At 64.6% G+C, this 17,404-nt stretch carries 15 protein-coding genes and 1 pseudogene; 9 read left to right on the forward strand and 7 right to left on the reverse strand.

The window, feature by feature from the left end; all coding sequences use genetic code 11:
* Positions 1-74 precede the first annotated feature (74 nt).
* The gene (locus CP556_RS17360; protein WP_098726752.1) at positions 75-1,073 is read right to left on the reverse strand and encodes an LLM class flavin-dependent oxidoreductase; all 999 of its coding nucleotides are present in this window, start codon (positions 1,071-1,073) and stop codon (positions 75-77) included.
* 240 nt (positions 1,074-1,313) lie between these two features.
* On the opposite strand from CP556_RS17360, the gene CP556_RS17365 reads away from it, so the two are divergent.
* The 4 genes from CP556_RS17365 to CP556_RS17380 all read left to right on the forward strand — a co-directional run bounded on the left by CP556_RS17365 (position 1,314) and on the right by CP556_RS17380 (position 6,710).
* Positions 1,314-1,769 (forward strand): hypothetical protein, encoded by a 456-nt coding sequence (locus tag CP556_RS17365; protein WP_098726753.1) that lies wholly within the window; start codon positions 1,314-1,316, stop codon positions 1,767-1,769.
* Between the two features lie 194 nt (positions 1,770-1,963).
* Positions 1,964-4,036: a hydantoinase/oxoprolinase family protein gene (locus CP556_RS17370; protein WP_098726754.1), complete on the forward strand. Its 2,073-nt coding sequence runs from the start codon at positions 1,964-1,966 to the stop codon at positions 4,034-4,036.
* Positions 4,033-5,712: a hydantoinase B/oxoprolinase family protein gene (locus tag CP556_RS17375; protein WP_098726755.1), complete on the forward strand. Its 1,680-nt coding sequence runs from the start codon at positions 4,033-4,035 to the stop codon at positions 5,710-5,712. The genes CP556_RS17370 and CP556_RS17375 overlap by 4 nt, the downstream gene beginning before the upstream one ends.
* Complete coding sequence (locus CP556_RS17380; RefSeq protein WP_098726756.1) at positions 5,709-6,710, forward strand: LLM class flavin-dependent oxidoreductase; 1,002 nt, start codon at positions 5,709-5,711, stop codon at positions 6,708-6,710. The genes CP556_RS17375 and CP556_RS17380 overlap by 4 nt, the downstream gene beginning before the upstream one ends.
* 36 nt (positions 6,711-6,746) lie before the next feature.
* On the opposite strand, the gene CP556_RS17385 is transcribed toward CP556_RS17380, so the two are convergent.
* The 3 genes from CP556_RS17385 to CP556_RS17395 all read right to left on the reverse strand — a co-directional run bounded on the left by CP556_RS17385 (position 6,747) and on the right by CP556_RS17395 (position 10,254).
* Entirely contained in the window at positions 6,747-8,180 is a 1,434-nt protein-coding gene (locus CP556_RS17385) for a dihydrolipoamide acetyltransferase family protein (protein ID WP_176548227.1), read from the reverse strand.
* A gap of 107 nt (positions 8,181-8,287) precedes the next feature.
* Positions 8,288-9,253: an alpha-ketoacid dehydrogenase subunit beta gene (locus CP556_RS17390; RefSeq protein ID WP_098726758.1), complete on the reverse strand. Its 966-nt coding sequence runs from the start codon at positions 9,251-9,253 to the stop codon at positions 8,288-8,290.
* Positions 9,250-10,254, reverse strand: coding sequence for a thiamine pyrophosphate-dependent dehydrogenase E1 component subunit alpha (locus CP556_RS17395; RefSeq protein WP_098726759.1), 1,005 nt, complete (start codon positions 10,252-10,254; stop codon positions 9,250-9,252). Before CP556_RS17395 ends, CP556_RS17390 begins: the two co-directional genes overlap by 4 nt.
* A gap of 160 nt (positions 10,255-10,414) precedes the next feature.
* Here CP556_RS17395 and CP556_RS17400 point away from each other — a divergent pair, with 160 nt between their 5' ends.
* Positions 10,415-10,642, forward strand: a complete 228-nt coding sequence (locus tag CP556_RS17400) for an SDR family NAD(P)-dependent oxidoreductase (RefSeq protein WP_141551705.1) — start codon at positions 10,415-10,417, stop codon at positions 10,640-10,642.
* Between the two features lie 623 nt (positions 10,643-11,265).
* Here CP556_RS17400 and CP556_RS17405 read toward each other — a convergent pair.
* Together CP556_RS17405 and CP556_RS17410 are read right to left on the reverse strand one after the other, a co-directional pair.
* Entirely contained in the window at positions 11,266-11,643 is a 378-nt protein-coding gene (locus CP556_RS17405) for a metal-sulfur cluster assembly factor (RefSeq protein ID WP_098726761.1), read from the reverse strand.
* On the reverse strand, positions 11,643-12,734 hold the full coding sequence (locus CP556_RS17410; protein ID WP_098726762.1) for an amidohydrolase family protein: 1,092 nt from the start codon (positions 12,732-12,734) through the stop codon (positions 11,643-11,645). The genes CP556_RS17405 and CP556_RS17410 overlap by 1 nt, the downstream gene beginning before the upstream one ends.
* A gap of 833 nt (positions 12,735-13,567) precedes the next feature.
* On the opposite strand from CP556_RS17410, the pseudogene CP556_RS27170 reads away from it, so the two are divergent.
* From CP556_RS27170 to CP556_RS17425, 4 genes and pseudogenes are all read left to right on the forward strand, one after another.
* Positions 13,568-13,615: pseudogene (locus tag CP556_RS27170) on the forward strand (hypothetical protein); the annotation flags it as partial.
* 83 nt (positions 13,616-13,698) lie between these two features.
* Positions 13,699-13,920: an acyl-CoA dehydrogenase family protein gene (locus CP556_RS27175; RefSeq protein WP_343124883.1), complete on the forward strand. Its 222-nt coding sequence runs from the start codon at positions 13,699-13,701 to the stop codon at positions 13,918-13,920.
* Positions 13,917-14,111, forward strand: coding sequence for a hypothetical protein (locus CP556_RS17420; protein ID WP_098726763.1), 195 nt, complete (start codon positions 13,917-13,919; stop codon positions 14,109-14,111). The genes CP556_RS27175 and CP556_RS17420 overlap by 4 nt, the downstream gene beginning before the upstream one ends.
* 39 nt (positions 14,112-14,150) lie before the next feature.
* Positions 14,151-15,149: a TIGR04024 family LLM class F420-dependent oxidoreductase gene (locus CP556_RS17425; RefSeq protein ID WP_098726764.1), complete on the forward strand. Its 999-nt coding sequence runs from the start codon at positions 14,151-14,153 to the stop codon at positions 15,147-15,149.
* 536 nt (positions 15,150-15,685) lie between these two features.
* Here the strand turns inward: CP556_RS17425 and CP556_RS17435 are convergent.
* Positions 15,686-16,912, reverse strand: coding sequence for an acyl-CoA dehydrogenase family protein (locus tag CP556_RS17435; RefSeq protein ID WP_098726766.1), 1,227 nt, complete (start codon positions 16,910-16,912; stop codon positions 15,686-15,688).
* Between the last annotated feature and the right edge of the window lie 492 nt (positions 16,913-17,404).

Here is a 17,404-nt window from a genome sequence, read left to right on the forward strand (position 1 = left end):
GGAACTCCACGACCGGTTGCCGCGTTCCGGAAGTACGGGCGACCGCCCACGGCGGTAGCCGTGGGACGAAGCCGTCATACGGCGAGCGGCTCTATCACGGTCTCCTCGAATCGAACGAGTTCCGCCCGTTGCTCCTCGACCGGCGAGCCGATCAGTAGCTCGTCGATACCGAGACCGGCGAGTCGTTCGAGTCGGCGTCGACACTCCGCGGGCGTCCCGGCCACGGCGAACCGGTCGCCGAGGTATTCGCGCACCGCGGGCGAGATCTCCGCCGTCGGTTCGGCGTCGGCCTGCCCGTGTTCGCGCATGTCGTGCCGGTCGACGAGCTCTCGGAGTTCGGCTCGCAATTCCGCCGGGGCATCGTCGACGGAGAAGCTGAAGTTGTGATACGCGATGGGCTCTAGGATATCCAGCAATTTCTCGACGGCAGCCGACCGCGATTCGTCGACGCACGACGGGGCGAGGAGCGTGATCGTGACGTCGTCGAGCGAGCGCCCGGCGCGTTCCGTACCCCGCTCGACGTGCTCGAGGCCCCGTTCGACGAGATCCGGTTCCGTTCCCGCGCCGAAGATGACGCCGTCTGCCACCTCGCCGGCCATCCGGAGCGTCTGCGGGCCCTCGGCGGCGATGTCGACGCGGACGGCGTCGTTACGCTGTGCCAACTGGAACGGTTCCCCGTCGAAGTCGATCGTTTCCCCGTCGAGGAGCCGCTCGATCGTGACCGCCGTCTCCCGCAACTCTTCGACGGTCGCGGGCGTCCGCCCGATCGAGTAAACGGCGCTGTCGCCGGCGCCGATTCCGAGAGTCGTGGCCCCCCCGGCGATCCGGCTCACGGAACTGATCGCGTTCGCCGTTACCGTCGGATGCCGAGTCACTGGGTTCGTTACACCCGTTCCGAGCTCGAGGTCCTGCGTCGCCCGGGCACAGCAGGCCAGCGCGACGTACGTGTCCACGTAGAGCTGGTGGGAATCCGTCATCCAGAGTTTCTCGTACCCCGTCTCGGTTTCCAGGAACTCGGCGAATGCCACGGCGTGGTCGACCGACTGTGGAAACAGTCCAGTTCCTACCTTCATACCGACAATAGATACCACACACCACTATTTATGCATACTGGGAAACGGAGGCGATCGCACGCCCGTCGGCCGTGAGAAGCCGGTTACCAGCCGCTCGCAACGAACCTCGCGGACCAGGTGTGGGTCCGCGTAGCCACGGGCGGACTCCGTGCCGAGACATCCCGGCGACTCTCTGTGCTGCCGTCGACGTGTTCGATCAGTCGAAACACCTTTTTGTTTGCCCAAAGTCATTGGGTGATAATGCCACACCTGAATCCGGAACGCGTACTGGAGCGTTTTTCAACGTTCCTGCAGGAGGATGTCCGGGCGGAGATCGACGACGAATTTATCGACGGACAAGTCGGTTCGATGTCGAGCACGCTGTCCTATCTCGCCAGCGAACTCCGTCTCAAGCGCGAGATGACGATCCGACAGCGGCAGGCACTCGTCGACGGTCTGGAAACGGTCACCCGGAACTGCGATGATCTGGCCGTCAGCGAAGCGGCCGAACGAGGGCGGGAACGGATCGCCGAGGCACAGACCGGCGATACCACCGAGCTCGAATCGGTGCTCATCGAGACGTGCAACGATGTCCTCGAGACGATCAACGAGGAACTCGCCGGGAGTAACGCGCGCGACGCGCGAGCACCGCTCTACGAGTTCCTCCGCGTCCGGGTCGACAGCCAGCTAGCGATGCTCGGCCGCGACAGCGACTGATCCACGGAGTCGCGGGGAGCACGGAGCGACCGGGGACGTAGCCGGCCGATGGCACCGTTTCGGTGACCGACGCGTCCGGCAGCAGACGCGACCCCGGATGCGGCCGATAGCGTCTTGTCTGGATAGCCAGTGGGAACGCTTGACGTACCGTAACGTATATAAAATCGGGTGTGTATTCCGGAGGTGTACGGCATATGTACACACTTGGCATGGATATCGGCGGTACCTTCACGGACTTCACGCTGGTCGATCGGGAGTCCGGGAACGTCACCGTCGACAAGGAGCCGACGACGCCGGCCAATCCGGCAGAAGGAGCGTTGACGGGTGCCCGTCGAATCCTCGAGGAGAACGGCGTCGCATTCGACGACCTCGACACCGTCATCCACGGGACGACGCTGGTCTCGAACACGCTCATCGAAGGCACCGGCGCGACAACGGGGCTACTGACGACCGAGGGAATCCGCGATACGCTCGAGTTACGGCGCGGCTCGCGGTATGACATGTTCGACTGGGAGATGGAGTACCCCGACCCGCTGGTGCCCCGCCAGCGCCGCCTCGAGTTGAATGAACGCCTGAACGACGCGGGCGAGGTCGTCGAACCGCTCGACCGCGAGGAGATCCGCGAACGGACCCGGACGCTGGTCGAGGATCACAACGTCGACTCCGTCGCCGTCTCGCTGCTGCACTCCTACGAGTCGGACGAACACGAGCAGATGGTTGCGGGTGTTATCGAGGACGAGTACCCCGACCTGAACGTCTCGCTGTCGTCGTCGGTCGTTCCCGTCATCAGGGAATACGAGCGGACGTCGACCACCGTCATCAACGCCTACGTCGCGCCCGTGGTGGCCGACTACCTCGAGTTCCTCCGCTCGGAGCTGGAATCGGAGGGGTTCGCGGGCGAGGTCTACATGATGACCTCGTCGGGCGGGATCGTCGACGTCCGGACGGCGAAGGCGGAGCCGGTCCGGCTCGTTGAGTCCGGACCGGCGGCGGGCGTCCTCGCCTCGCGCATCTTCGGCCAGAACCACGGCAACGACGACGTGTTCTCCTTCGACATGGGCGGCACCACTGCGAAGGGGTCGGTCGTCGAGGACGGCGATGTCCGGATGAAGTACACCGCCGACGTTGCTCGCGTCCACCGGTTCAAGGAGGGGAGCGGCTACGACCTCGTCTCGCCGCTCATTGACCTTACCGAGATCGGTGCCGGCGGAGGGTCGATCGCCTCCGTGAACGACGTCGGCCTCGTGGAGGTTGGTCCCGAGTCGGCCGGCTCCGACCCCGGGCCGATCTGCTACAATCAGGGCGGTGAGGAGCCGACGGTGACCGACGCCTCGCTCCTGCTCGGCTACCTCAACCCCGAGAACTTCTACGGCGGACGGATGGAGTTGGCGGCCGAGCGGACCGAGTCGATCTTCGACGCGGAACTCGCCGCTCCGCTCGAGGTCTCGGTGACCGAGGCCGCATGGCGCGTGTTCGAGGTCGTCAACGAGAACATGGCCACGGCGTTTCGCCGGTACGGCGCTTCCCGCGGGATCGACACCCGCGGGCTCTCGATGACGGCGCTCGGCGGCGCGGGCCCCTCGCACGCGTTCCGCGTCGCCCGCAAGCTCGACATCGATGAGGTGGTCTGCCCGTACGGCGCAGGGGTCGGATCCTCGATCGGGCTCACCGAAGCGCCGCGCATGTACGAGGCCAGCTCGACCAGTCAGGCCGCCCTCGAGACGCTGACCCCCGGGGACTTCCGCCGGCAGTTCGACGCGCTCCGCGAGGAGGCCGCGGCGGTCCTCGAGCGGGCCGGCATCGACCCGGCCGAGACCGAGGCGTCGCTCAGCCTCGACATGCGCCACGTCGACCAGGGCCACGAGATCAAGGTCCCCCTTGAGGACCGCGCCGTCGACGAGGTGACGCCCGACGTCGCCCGCGAGGCGTTCGAGCGGACCTACCGCGAGACGTTCAATCGCGAGACCCTGGAGTTCCCCGTCGAGGTGCTCACCTACCGGCTCGAACTCGGCGAATCCGATCCCGCTGCCGAGACTGCACAGCTCGCCGTTCCCGAGGGCGGGAGCGACGAACCGGACAGCCGCGACGTCTACTACGGTCCCGACGACGGGACAATCGCGACCGACGTCTACCGCTGGGACGGCCTCGCGGCGGGGCAAACGATCGACGGCCCCGTGGTCGTCGAGGCCGACCAGACGACGGTGGTCGCCGACCCCGCCTCGAGCGTCAGCGTGGCTGACAACTACGACATCACCATCGAACTATGAGCGAAACCGACGACACCGCGACGACCGATTCGGCCGGGCTAGAGACGCAGGTGCTGTGGAACAGACTCCAGGCGACCGCCGACGAGATGTACGACGCCGCCGAGCGGCTGGCGTACTCCTTCTCTATCCGGGAGGGTGCCGACGCCTCCACGGCGGTCATGACGGCCGACGGCGATGCGATCGGCCTCTCCGACCAGTCCGTTCCCGTCCTCTCGGGGGCGCTGTCCCGAACGACGCGGCTCATCCTCGAGGACCACTTCCCGCCGGAGACGCTGGAACCGGGCGATACGATCGTCACGAACGACCCCTGGATCGGCGGCGGCCACCTGTCGGACGTGGTCGTCCTAAATCCGGTCTTTCACAACGGGGACCTCGTCAGTATCGTCGGCAGTCTCGGACACACGGACGACGTGGGGGGCAACCGCGGCGGCTGGTCGACTGATGCCGAACAGGTTTATGAAGAGGGGCTGTTGCTCCCGCCGACGAAGCTCTACGCGGCTGGCGAGCGAAACGACGCGGTCGACGCCATCATCCGGAGCAACGTCCGTATCCCCCATCAGGCCCTCGGCGACCTCGAGGCGTTGCGGTCGGGGAACACGGTCGGGGAAGAACGGATTCGCGAAATCGTCGACGAACGGGGTCCCGAGACGTTCAATCGCGTCGCCGCCGAAGTCATCGATCGGACCGAGCGCGCGCTGCGCGAGCGGCTCGCGGACCTCCCTGACGGAACCTACGAGGACGCGATCGAGTTCACCGTCGCCGACCACGACCTCGAGATCCGCGTCGCCGTGACGATCGACGGCGACGCTCTCGAAGTCGACTTCGACGGGACGTCGCCGCAGGTCGAGGGCGGGATCAACTGTCCGTTCGGAAACATCGTCACGATCACCGAGTACATCGTGAAGTGCATGCTCGTCCCCGATCTGCCGAACGCGGAGGGGTTCTTCCGACCGATCGAGGTGACCGCGCCCGAGGGATCGATCCTCAACTGTGATCGGCCGACGGCGACGATGGGGCGACACCTCATCTACTCGCGGGCGGAGGACGCGCTCATCCGTGCGCTGGGGCAGGTCGTTCCCGAATCGGCGCTCTCCGAGATGGCGGGGATTCAGCTCGCGCCGTTTTCGGGCGCCGATGAGAACGGCGACGAGTTCATCGCCGTCGGCGGGACGGCCGGCGGCCTTCCGCCCAGCACCGACAAGGACGGTATCCCCGGCGTCTACTTCCCGTACAACGGACAGAACACGCCGATCGAGATGTTCGAACGGTACAGTCCCCTCCGCTGGGAGGAGACGTCGCTCGTCCCCGACAGCGAGGGCGCGGGGGAACACCGGTCCGGTCCGGCGATGCGGACATCGTACTACAATCCGACGGACGGACCGGTCTACTTCGCGCTCACCTCAGGGCGCGCCGACGACGACCCGGCGGGCTTCCGCGGTGGCCGCCCCGGTAAGCGAGCGACCACTGCCTCCTCGAAGGACGGCAAAGCGGTCCCGCCGAACGGGCCCGGAGTGCTCGAGGCCGGCGAGACGCTCACCCTCGTCTCCGCGACCCCGGGCGGCTTCGGCGACCCCGAGGACCGCGACCGGGAGGCCATTGAAGTCGACGTCGAGCGGGGGCTGATCACCGAAGAACGCGCCCGCGACGTCTACGGCTACGAGCCCGACGAGTCATGAACTCCGGCGGGTTCGTCGCGACCGATTCGGTCACCGACGCCACCGAGTACGCTCGCGCGCTCGAGCGCTGGGGCTGGGACGCCCTCTGGGCGATCGACTCCCAGCAGCTCTACACCGACCTCTACGTCACGCTCACGGCGTGTGCGAGGGCGACCGACGACCTGACGCTCGCACCCGGTATCACCAACCCGAAGAGCCGGCATCCCTCCGTGACGGCGAACGCGATCGCCTCGCTCGATCAGGCCGCCGACGGCCGAACAGTTCTCGGAATCGGTGCCGGCGACAGCGCCGTCTATTCGATCGGCCGACGGCCGGCTTCCGTCGACGAGCTGGCTGAGAGCGCCGAGAAGCTCCGACGACTGCTCCGCGGCGAGGCGGTCACGTTCGGCGGCGAACCGTTCCGCCTCGAGTCGTGCCGGCGAGACGTGCAGGTCTACGTCGCCGCCGAGGGCCCGCAGACGCTTCGGATGGCCGGCGAGGTGGCCGACGGTGTCATCTTCGGCGGCGGTCCGAAGCCCGAGACGGTCGAGGAACTCGGGCTGGCGAACGTCCGCCGCGGGGCGAAACGCGCCGGACGATCCCTCGAGGACATCGAGATCGTGGCGCTCACTCCGACCTGCGTCGCGGAAACGCGAGCGGAAGCGGTCGAGAAACTCAAGCCGGTGATCGAACCGATCGCCTACCACAACTTCACGTTCTCCGTCGAGGAGGCGCCCGACGAGGTGCAGGACGACCTCCGCTCGCTCGTTGACGCCCACGACATGCAGGAACACGGCGACGAGGAGGCCGACGCGCTCTCGGACATCAACGACGAGGTGTGGGAGTACCTCGGGGACCGCTTCGCGGTCGCGGGCCCGCCCGCAGCGTGTCGGGAACGGCTGCGGGCCCTCGAAAAACTGGGCGTCGATCACGTCATGTGTCTGTTCCCCCCGGAACGGATCGCGGAGACCGAGCGGTTCCACGAGGCCGTTCTCGAGGACTCCGAGCTCTGCCCCTAAGGCGCCGCCTTGGTCACCCGTTCCCGCGCCTGCGTGCTACACGGCGTCGAACGCCCGGCCGGGGTACTCGAGGTATTCTGCGAGGCAATCGAGGAACGCGCCCGAATCCGCGCCGTCGAGAACGCGGTGATCGATCGTGAGGCTGAACGTCATCCCCCGCTCGAACCCGACATCGCCGTCGCGCTCGACGGGAATCGGCTTGCGGCGACCGAGCGCGAGGATCGCGACCTGCGGCGGGTTGATGATCGAGTAGGAGACGTCCATGTCGAAGACGCCGACGTTGGTGACGGTGAACGTCCCACCCTGAAGATCCGACGGCGCGTGTTCGTTCTCGAGAACCGCCTCGACGAGCCTGTGCCGTTCCGACGCCAGGTCCTCGAGGTCGCGGTTCGGCACGTCGTCGATCACCGGCACCACGAGCCCCTTCTCGCTGTCGACCGCGTAGCCGACGTTGACCTCGTCGATGAGTCGGTGTTCCCCGTCCTCGAAGTGGGCGTTGAACTCGGGGAGGTCCTCGAGCGTTCGGCCGACGAAGTGGAGGACGAGGTCGTTCAGGGAGACATCGACGTCTCGCTCCTCGACGAGGCGGTCCCGGACCTCCTCGAGCCGTTCGATGCCGATGTCGCGCGTCCCCATAACGTGGGGTTTCTCTCGCGCGCTCTCGCTCAGGCGCTCTGCGATCGTTTTCCGCGTGCCGGTGAGTTCCCGCGAGTCCGTCACGGTGAGCCGGTCATCGGTCGACTCGCCACTCGCGGCCGCCGCCGCGTCGGTCCCGTCGTCACCGCCACCGCTCGCGAACGCGGCCACGTCGTCCTCGGTGATCGCCCCCTGCGGGCCCGTCCCGTCGACCCTCGACAGCTCGATTCCGTCTTCCTCCGCGCGGCGCTTCGCTCGCGGCGTCGCCTTCCCGTCCGTCGTCGACCCGGCGTCGGACTCGTCGTCGTCACCCACCGGTGCTCCCTCGCCGCTCTCGAGGTGGGCCTCGACATCGCTCTCGGTGACCGCCCCCTGGGGGCCCGTTCCGTCGATTCCCGCCAGGTCGACGTCCGCCTCGTTGGCGCGGCGCTTCGCTCGCGGCGTCGCCTTGACGTCCGCGGACGCCGCGCCGCCGTTGGCCGCTTCCCCGCCGGCGGTGCCGTCGCCCGATGCGGTCGCCGACCCGTCCGCGTTCGACGACCGGTCGTCGCCCCCGCCGTCCTCGAGTGCCGCCAGCGACGGCGCCGACTCCCCTTCCTCGCCGATCACCGCGAGCGGTTTCCCGACCTCGATGGCGATTTCCTCGCCCTGCTCGACGTACTGCGCGAGCAAGACCCCGCTCGCCGGCGCTTCGATTTCGGCGCTGGCCTTCTCGGACTCGAGGACGGCGACGACATCCCCCGCCTCGACAGGCTCGCCGATATCGACTTCCCAGGCGACGAGGTCGCCGTAGTCACTCAGTCCGAGCTTCGGGATCCGTACTACGTCTACCATGTTTGCTACCATGGTTCACCCTTCTATTTAAATTCTCACCCGACGGTCGAGGCGTCACCGCCGCGTTTCGAGCCGTCCCGGACGGCGGCGGTGAAAACGGCGAACGGCTAGAAGAGCGATTCGATCCCGTCGACGATGCGGTCCGCGGAGGGCAGGGCCTCCTGCTCGAGCGGCGGGCTCAGCGGAATCGGGATGTCCTTCACCCCGATGGTCTTCGGCGGCGCGTCGAGGCTGAAGAAGTCGTTCTCGACGATTTCGTTGGCGATGTGACCCTGCGTTCCGTATCGCTCAACGGTCTCGTCGACGACGACGAGTCGCCCCGTCTTCCGGACGCTCTCGGCAATGGTCTCCGTGTCGAGCGGGGCGAACGTCCGGGGGTTGACGATTTCGATGTCGGCGTCGACCTGGGCCGCGGCTTCCTTCGCGCGGTGGAACATGAGCTGGGTCGCGACGACGGTGACGTCCGCTCCCTCCTCCTCGACTGCGGCCTCCCCGAGCGGAAGCGTGTATTCCTCGTCGGGGACCTCGCCTTTCGTCTCGCTCAGCATCTTGTGTGGCAGGAAGAAGACAGGGTTGTCGTCCCGGATGGCGCTCTTGAACAGTCCCTTCGCGTCGTACGGCGTCGTCGCGGTGACGACGACCCAGCCCGGGACGTTCCCGAGCCAGGAGTGGACGGACTGCGAGTGCTGCGCGCCCGCACCGATCCCGGCCCCGGACGGGGCGAAGATGGTGAGCGGCGCCTCGATCTGGCCGCCGCTGACGTAGGGCTGCTTCGGGATCTGGTTGAAGACTTCGTCGCCGGCCGTCGCCGCGAAGTCAGCGAATTGCAGTTCCGCGACCGGCCGAATCCCGCCGACGGCGGCACCGAGGGCCATCCCCGCGATCCCGATCTCGGACAGCGGCGTGTTCCGCACGCGGTCGCGACCGTGTTTCTCGTACAACCCCTCCGTCTCACCGAAGTTGCCGCCGAACTCCTCGACGTCCTCGCCGAACAGGATGACGTCCTCGTCCCGTTGCAGTTCCTCGTCTATCGCCTCCGCGATCGCCTGAATGTACGTGATCTCTCGCGTCATGATCGGTCACCCTGTCCGTAGAGAGGGGTCTTGTAGACGTGGTCGTAGGCCGCTTCCGGCTCGGGCTCCGGGCTCTCGCGAGCGAACGCGACGGCCTCCTCGACTTCCGCCTCGATGTTCGCGACCATGTCTGCGATTTCGTCCTCGGTGATAACGCCGTTCTCGAGCAGCCGCTCCCGATAGTTCTCGATGGGGTCTTTCTCCTCTTTGGCCCGTTCGTAGGCCTCCTCGTCGCGGTAGGTCTCTTTGTCCCCTTCGAAGTGGGGGACGAGGCGGACGACGCGGCTCTCGATGACCGTCGGTCCCCCGCCGTTGCGGGCGCGTTCGATCGCCTCGGAGACCGTGTGGTACACTTCCTCGACATCGCTCCCGTCGATGCTCTCGGTCGGCATGTTGTGCGGGACGCCGTAGTCCGAGAGGTGGTCCGGCGACAGCGATTCGGCGGGCGTCGAGATGGCCCACTCGTTGTTCTCGATGACGAACACGACGGGCAGGTCCCAGTACGCGGCGAAGACGAGCGCCGTATGGAACGAGCCGCGGCTCGTTCCGCCGTCGCCGATGGTCGTCACCGCCACGTTGTCGGTGCCTTTCATCTGCTCTGCGAGCCCGAGCCCGACGGCGGGGTTCTGCCCGGAGCCGATCGTCGCGGCGTGACCGTACAGCCGCCGATCGATGTCGGAGACGTGCATCTGCCCACCGTGGCCCTTGTTCGATCCCCCGACGCGGCCGAACAGTTCCGCCATGATCTCCGGGAGCGGCACGCCCTTTGCGATGTACTGGCCGATCAGGCGGGCCCCACCGACGGCCAGCCAGTCGTCGTCACCCATTGCTGCACCCATCCCGACGTGCGATCCTTCGTGGCCGCCACTGAGGTGTACGAATCCTGGGATCTCTCCCTCTCCGAACCGCTCTTTCGTCTCCTCCTCGAAGACGTCGATGCGGAGCATCTCCTCGAGGAGGTCCCTTGCCAGTTCGTCGTCGACGCTACTCTCCTGTGTCATATGGTCTCACAGTACGGATTGCTTCGGTAAACCGTATAAAACTATCCCGCGTGATACGTCCGGCGCTACCCCGTGGGACGACGCGATCGGGCTCGAGATGGGGGCGACGGTCTGGGATGCACCCGTGCTTTCCTGTGGCAGACTCGCATCTCTGGAGTCGATGCGCAGGTTACTAGACGAGACTGCAGTCATTACGGGCAACGTATCGAGTCTCGGACGCGCGACGGCAGACCGGTTCGCCGAGGCGGGCGTCGACATCGCCGGTACCGATATCGACGCTGACGGGGGCGAGGAGACCGTCGAGCGGATCGAGGCGAATAACGGCGGCGGGATGGACGCCCTGTTCAGCAACGCCGGCATCGGCGAGGCACGGTCCGTCCAGGCGTAGTCGACACGGTGATAACCGACAAGTGGTACACCGAATCGGAGCAAGCGGTTGTGCGTCGACAGACGGCGTTCGGCCGCTGTGCCGACCCAGTCGATGTCGCGTCCTGCGTCGCGTTCCTGGCCAGCTATAGTAGCCACTGAAACGATTTACATACTGATCGAATCACCGTCATGCGATCAGGTGTGTATTGACTTTCAGTGGCTACTATAGAACGCCTCGTACGTGACCGGTCGCGCGATGAAGGTCGGCGCCGGATACATCCGACGACGATCGATCGTCAACCCCGTTTCGGCCCGGATGTCGGCGATGGCGACGCGGACCGACCCTAAATGAAACGATCTATTCACTGAGAATAGTATGCGTTCCAACGATAACATACAACACACTTATGATGATCGCTCTCGTGTTCCTACAATGCAGGGAAAATTGAGGCTTTACAGCTACCAAACCACTGTCAAAGCCCCTGCACACGACATCCCGTGTCAGGCCGGGCTATCCCGGCCACTCTTGTCCTCGAGACCGATATAGGAGAGGCCACACGACCCGTTTCTCGTCCGTTCCTCGTTCGGGATTCCAAACGCGGAACCGCTCTGGACGGGACGGACGGTCCCGCCCCGCGCCCGTTAATCGTCGGCGCTGACGTCTTCAGTAGGGTCGTCGAAGTACGCCGCTTCGCGGGCAGCTTTTCGTTCCCGACGCCGTTTCCGTGCCTCCTCGGTCATCATCCCCGTGTGCCAGTCGACTCCCTCGTCGGTCTCGAGTGTGACGGATACCACCCCGTCGATGGCACTGACCCGCTCGTCGACCTCTTCGACGAAGTAGGGCAGTTGCATGCAGAAGGGCGACGTGAGTCGCATCGAGACGGTAACGTGACCCTCATTGACGTCGATCCCGTCGAGGAGTCCCATCTCGATAATACTGAGATCTGTTCCGTTGGCCGCGCTACACGGATCGACGACCTCGTCCAGTCGCTCGCGGATCCGACGCTCAAGGGCAGTCATCAGGCCACCTCGGCGTCCGTCGTCGAGTACGGTTCTGCGAGTTCCCCGTTCGACCGCGCGCTGCTGAACTCGTCGTCCGCGATACGAGCGCGGGCCTCGTCGACGTCGAGACCGATCAGGTCCGCGTAGTTCTCCCCGAGGATCTTCCGCTTGTGATCGTCGGTGATCTGGGGGAGTTCGCCCATCATACTAGTGTTCTTGCGGACCGCTTCGGCGAACTCGAAGTCGCGAAATGCCTCGAGTTGCGGCCGCGGGTGGACGGACATCGCTCCCGAACTCCAGAACAGCCGGTCGAAGCCGTCCTCGCCGAGGAAGCTGATCAGTTCGGCGAGCAACTCGCCGAACCGCCGTTCGTTACCGAGCAGGATCGCCGGCAGCCCCTCGAGGTTCACGTAGACGTTCGGGAAGCGAGCGAGCTGCCAGGCCGTCTCCTCGGTGAACGAGTAGCCACCGTGGACGATACTGAACGTGAGGTCCGGGAAGCTCGCTGCCGCCTCGTCGACATCCCCGGGGTGATACGGGCTCCGCGGAACGGGCCCGAATGGGATGGCCTTGTGGATGGCGACGGTTTCGATGCCGAGGTCATGTGCCTTCTCGAAGACTGGGAACGCGACCTCCGGGTCGCCCATACTCCAGCCCTCGTGGTGGTCCTCGCTCCAGTGGGACGGGTACAGTTTGACGCCGATCGGATCGAAGTCCTCGGCCTGGGCCTCGAGTTCATCCTCCCACCCGTCTCGAAGCGGGTCCACGCAGGCAAACGACCGGAACCGGTCGGGCCACCGGTCCACGACCGCGCCCGCCTTGTCGTTGGCGACCAGTCCGTCGTGGAAAGCGTACATCGGCACCGGATGGAACGTCGCCATGTCCGTGTAACTCTCTTCGAACAGCATAGTCGCCGTCTCCTCGACACCCCAGTCCCGTACGAACCCCTCGGGGGTGAGGGTGTACTCGTCGGCGACGACGCCCGACACGTTTCCGTAGAGCATCTCGGTGATCCCCTCAGCGTGCTGTTCGTTGCGGTAGTTCGACGGGGCCATGTTGTACGAATGCGTCACCGCGTCGTACACGAACGTCTCCTCGAGGTCTAGCATGGTGCGTGTCCCCCTTCGAGTGCGCCGCCAATTGTCGGTTCAACCGTTGCTGTGTCACGTGACACCATACCTGTGTTGTTACGATAAAACCAGTAATAACTTCGGCCGAGACTCAGAAAGCGAACTGGGCAACGTCACGTCTATCGGCTCGACCTCACGGCAACGCGGCCCCACTTCCGACGGCGATTCTCGATATACATTATTAATTATGCTAATTTGGGCACGAATACTAACAGTCTCGTTTGAGTGAACACGACCTGATATCGACTCGGATAGAAAATAACAAACTAAGTCCGTTATTTAACAGGGCCCGACATCGGCCGCTACCGCCATCTCTGTTGTGGAAAATCAGTACCTATAGCACGGTGGCTTTCGCGGAGGGGTTCCTCCCGGTAACGGGACCGCTTTCCCCGAGTTCAGTCTGCCACGGATGGCGGCCAAGCGCCACCGGGCTAACGTCTGAGCAGCCTCTGGATCGGCGGCGGTCGGCGTTTCGAACTGCAGCGATTCGCATAATCCATGATCTCGAGGTGATCGAAGCGGTCCAACGGAAGTCCGTCGACGCGAGCTTCTACGAGATGAACATGCCCGAAGACATCGGCGGATCCGACGTCTCGTTCGTCACTTGGTACCGTGCGATCACACACGTCTTCTCGAAGGGACGTGGACTGAACCAGCACGTTCTGGCGGGTCCCGAAGGTCCGAAACCGCTTCTATTGCTCGCCGTTGACGAACAGCGCGAAAAGTACGTCGAGCCCGTCGTAGAGGGACGGAAGTCGACGGCGTTCGCGCAAACCGAACCGACCGAGGGATCGGACTCACTCGCGATGCAAATGACGGCGGGGAAAGACGGTGACGAGTGGGTACTCAACGGACAGAAACAGTGGATCGTGAACGCCCCGTACACCGACTTCATCCAGGTGTTCGCCCGGACCACTCCGCAGGGCTTCGCTGTGCCTGGAAGATGGATCGGGCACAACCGGTCGTCGAGGACAGCTCTATTTTCAACTGGTTTTCGACCCAGACATATTGGACCGCCGCCGATGCAATCGTCCAGATTCACAGTGGGAACGGTCTCAGCGAGGACTACGGGCTCATGGATCACCTGAACTACGCGCGTCTCCGTCGAATCGTCGAGGGGACCGACGAACAGCAGCTGAACACCATCGCGAAACAGAACGGGTGACTAGACTGAGAATCCGGGTCTCGACGGTGATTCCGACGGTCACCGCGGCGTTCACGCCGTGGGTCCGCAAGCGCCGGCCGGTTACCGGTGCCGCTGCACTCATCACTGATCCGTTCCGCAAGACCGACATGACTCCGACTGCGGTTCCCGACGGCGAATACGTTGACTCACTATCGGTGCGGTCGGCCTAAAACTCAGCTTTATTACCGATGAACGCACTAGGCCCATGCATGACTGACAGGGACGTGTTTCTCCCGGTCGGAGCACAGCCAACACTCAATGACCTCGTCGAACAGGCAGTTCACGCCGAGGAACTGGGGTACGATCGCGTGTGGTTTCCGGAAACGTGGGGGCGAGACGCCGTCACAGCGATGGCAATCACCGCGGAACGAACCGACTCGATCGGTATCGGAACGAGTATCGCCAACATCTATTCTAGATCGCCGGCACTACTCGGTCAGACCGCGGCCACCCTGCAAGAAGTCAGCGGCGGTCGGTTCCGGCTCGGGGTCGGCCCCAGCGGTCCGATCGTCATCGAGAACTGGCACGGAGAGGAGTTCGGCAATCCGCTCCGCCGAACACGCGAAACAATCGAAATCGCCCGGCAAGTCGTCTCCGGGGAGGTCGTCTCCTACGACGGCGAATACTTCTCCCTCGACGGTTTCCGACTGCGCTGTGACGCTCCCGACCCCGAGCCCCCCATCGATGCGGCGGGACTCGGCCCGAAGGCCGTCGAACTCGCCGGCCGGTTCGCCGACGGCTGGCACTCGGTCAACTACACTCGAGACGGGCTCGCGGAGCGTCTCGAGGACCTTCGTCGCGGCGCCGAATTGGGCGACAAAACGCTCGATGACGTTCGCGTCACCCTGTCCGTCGGTTGTTGTGCCCTCGAAGACGGGGAGCGAGCTCGGGATCTCGTCGCCCAGCACATCGCTTTCTACATCGGCGGCATGGGGACGTTCTACCGGGACAACCTCGCTCGACAGGGGTACGAAGACGTCGCCCACGAGATCTACGAGACGTGGCAAGAGGGTGAGAAAGGGCAGGCGACGGCCATCGTGAAAGAGCAGTTGCGCGATCAAATGGGCGCCGCGGGAACGCCCGAGGAAGCGCGAGACCAGTTCGAACAGTTCCTCGATATGGACGGTGTCGATGCGATCAACGTCTCGTTCCCACGGGGTGCCGGTCCCGAAGAGGTACGCGAGACGATGACCACGCTCGCGCCGTAACCGCGGGCCCAGTCGGACGGGAGCCGTCCCCGTCACATACGGGCAGTAACGCAGACCCGTCGATCCCGGTGGCCCTGTGGAGCAGTTGGCTTCGGCGATCAGGGGTCGGGACGGTCACCGAGTCGATCAGCCATCTTCGTAGCACCGAATGCCGTCCTCAAGAACACGCCGGCCGCCCCCGTTGTCCTCGAGGTATTCGACGAGTTCGGTGTCCGTAGAGAGATGACTGCTCCGCCGTTCTGTACCCGCTCCGTCCTTCGTGATCCGAACGGCCGTCGGTCGATCCGATACGACTCGATCGAGTGTGACTTCCAACCCGGTGACGGACCGTCCGAGACACGCCCCGTACCGATCGTGTACCGGTCCGTAGCCTGGAACACCAGTTCGAACCGGTATCATCTCGAGGTGCGCTAACGTATCTTAGAGTCGACGGACGCCGTCCGCGACGCCGTCGTCGACACGGCACGCGGTGACGCTATTCCGCTCGCAGTCGGTAGCCGTGAAACGGACTGATGTGCTCGAGCGCTCGGTCCGGTCTACGTTTCCACGCCGTACTGCTTCGCGATGGTATTGAGTTGGATCTCGTCGGTTCCCTCGACGATTCGCTGGATGCGGGCGCGATGAAGGCGATCCATGAAGGGGTTCTCCTCGGAGAGACCGTTGGCGCCGTGAATCTGGACGACATCGTCAGCAATCTCCCAGAAGGCGTTGGTCGCGAACCACTTAAGAATCGACGACTCGGCGATCGCGGTCTCTCCCTGATCGAGCAGCCAGGCGCACTTGAGGCCGACGGTGTCGGCAGCCATCGCATTCGCTCGGCCCCGTGCGATCTTGTGCGAGACCGCCTGATACCGGCCAATGTGCTCGCCGAACGCCTCGCGTTCGTTCGCGTACTCGGTGGCTGTATCGAGCAGCCACTCCGCGTGGCCGACCGCCGTCGCACCGATCTCGATGCGACCGAGTCCGAGGAACGACATCGCATCGTAGAACGCGTTGTCGACGCTCCCGAGGACACGATCCGCCGGCAGTCGGACGTCGTCGAAGTGGACTTCGGCCTGAATGCCGGTCGCACCGACGGCGTTGTTCAGGGATCCGATCTCGTACTCGTCCTCCTCGACGATGAAACACGTGATGCCGTCGTACCGGCCGGCCTCCTCCTGCGACGTCGTCCGGGCGAACACCTGGATGAAGTCGGCGTACGGGGCGTTCGTGATCCACTGTTTGGTGCCATTGAGCACCCACTCGTCGCCGTCCTTCTCGGCTCGCGTCTCCATGTTCGGCGAATCCGATCCTACCCCCGGCTCCGTCTGGCCGAACGCGGTCGTCTTCTCCGCGCGCATCGTCGGCTCGAGGTAGCGTTCGATCTGTGATCCTTCCGCCTGCGCGAGCAGCGGCTTCGGTCCGCCAGGACCGGCTAGAACATCCGACGCCAGCGGCACCGCTTTGGTTGCGATGTGTTTGTTCGCCCGATACCACGTGACAGCCGAGACATCTTCGCCCCCGACCTCCTCGGGCATGTTCATCGCGTAGAAGCCGGCTTCCGCGCTCTTTCGTCGCACTTTGGCTTTCGCCTCGAGCACCTCATCGGTCAGTCGGCCGTCCGGTTCGTGTCCGAGCCGGGGATTGGTGAGTGTCTCGCCGAGATCGTCCGCGATCGGCTTTACTTCTTGTTCGACGAACTCGTCAAGACTCTGGAGGATGAGTTCCGTCTCTTCGTCGGTCCCGAACGAAACGCCGGAACCAGTCTTCGCTGATTGTGCCATGCGTACACAGCTCATTAGTCCGAATACACATATAAATATCGCCATTGGCATGGGAAAGCTGTCATGAAGTGGCAGCCCTTGGACCGGACCGCGGACCTGCCCGCCGCTTCGGCAGCGGTCGAATGGTCCCGCCACCGAGCGGACAACGGTGCCACTGCGGTTTCGCGTCCCGCTCCGGTTCCTTTCCCGGCGGGAATCGTACCGAAGAGCCCTGGTTCGATTCGGCGCACTGTGTCATCTTCTCGCTGTGAGTCCCGTTTCAGCAGGCAAACATGCCGCCGGTCGGTGCAGTCACCGGCGTGCGACTAGATTCGGGCTCGGTATCGCCCTCCGACGGACTCCTGATCAGCGACGACCCGATTTGAGTACAGCTATAGTAGCCACTGAAAGTCACTGCACATCTAATCGCATGACTACGTTGCGATCAGTGTGTAAATCGTTTCAGTGGCTACTATAAACCTCCCTATCACAGAGGAGCAAGCAACGGGAGTA

It is taken from the genome of Natrinema sp. CBA1119, from assembly GCF_002572525.1.
Taxonomy (GTDB): Archaea; Halobacteriota; Halobacteria; order Halobacteriales; family Natrialbaceae; genus Natrinema.

Excerpts from the sequence above, each read along its gene's own strand:
- CP556_RS17360 (WP_098726752.1), bottom strand. The coding sequence starts at position 1,073 with ATGAAGGTAGGAACTGGACTGTTTCCACAGTCGGTCGACCACGCCGTG.
- CP556_RS17365 (WP_098726753.1), top strand. The coding sequence starts at position 1,314 with ATGCCACACCTGAATCCGGAACGCGTACTGGAGCGTTTTTCAACGTTC.
- CP556_RS17370 (WP_098726754.1), top strand. The coding sequence starts at position 1,964 with ATGTACACACTTGGCATGGATATCGGCGGTACCTTCACGGACTTCACG.
- CP556_RS17375 (WP_098726755.1), top strand. The coding sequence starts at position 4,033 with ATGAGCGAAACCGACGACACCGCGACGACCGATTCGGCCGGGCTAGAG.
- CP556_RS17380 (WP_098726756.1), top strand. The coding sequence starts at position 5,709 with ATGAACTCCGGCGGGTTCGTCGCGACCGATTCGGTCACCGACGCCACC.
- CP556_RS17385 (WP_176548227.1), bottom strand. The coding sequence starts at position 8,180 with ATGGTAGACGTAGTACGGATCCCGAAGCTCGGACTGAGTGACTACGGC.
- CP556_RS17390 (WP_098726758.1), bottom strand. The coding sequence starts at position 9,253 with ATGACGCGAGAGATCACGTACATTCAGGCGATCGCGGAGGCGATAGAC.
- CP556_RS17395 (WP_098726759.1), bottom strand. The coding sequence starts at position 10,254 with ATGACACAGGAGAGTAGCGTCGACGACGAACTGGCAAGGGACCTCCTC.
- CP556_RS17400 (WP_141551705.1), top strand. The coding sequence starts at position 10,415 with ATGCGCAGGTTACTAGACGAGACTGCAGTCATTACGGGCAACGTATCG.
- CP556_RS17405 (WP_098726761.1), bottom strand. The coding sequence starts at position 11,643 with ATGACTGCCCTTGAGCGTCGGATCCGCGAGCGACTGGACGAGGTCGTC.
- CP556_RS17410 (WP_098726762.1), bottom strand. The coding sequence starts at position 12,734 with ATGCTAGACCTCGAGGAGACGTTCGTGTACGACGCGGTGACGCATTCG.
- CP556_RS27175 (WP_343124883.1), top strand. The coding sequence starts at position 13,699 with ATGGATCGGGCACAACCGGTCGTCGAGGACAGCTCTATTTTCAACTGG.
- CP556_RS17425 (WP_098726764.1), top strand. The coding sequence starts at position 14,151 with ATGACTGACAGGGACGTGTTTCTCCCGGTCGGAGCACAGCCAACACTC.
- CP556_RS17435 (WP_098726766.1), bottom strand. The coding sequence starts at position 16,912 with ATGGCACAATCAGCGAAGACTGGTTCCGGCGTTTCGTTCGGGACCGAC.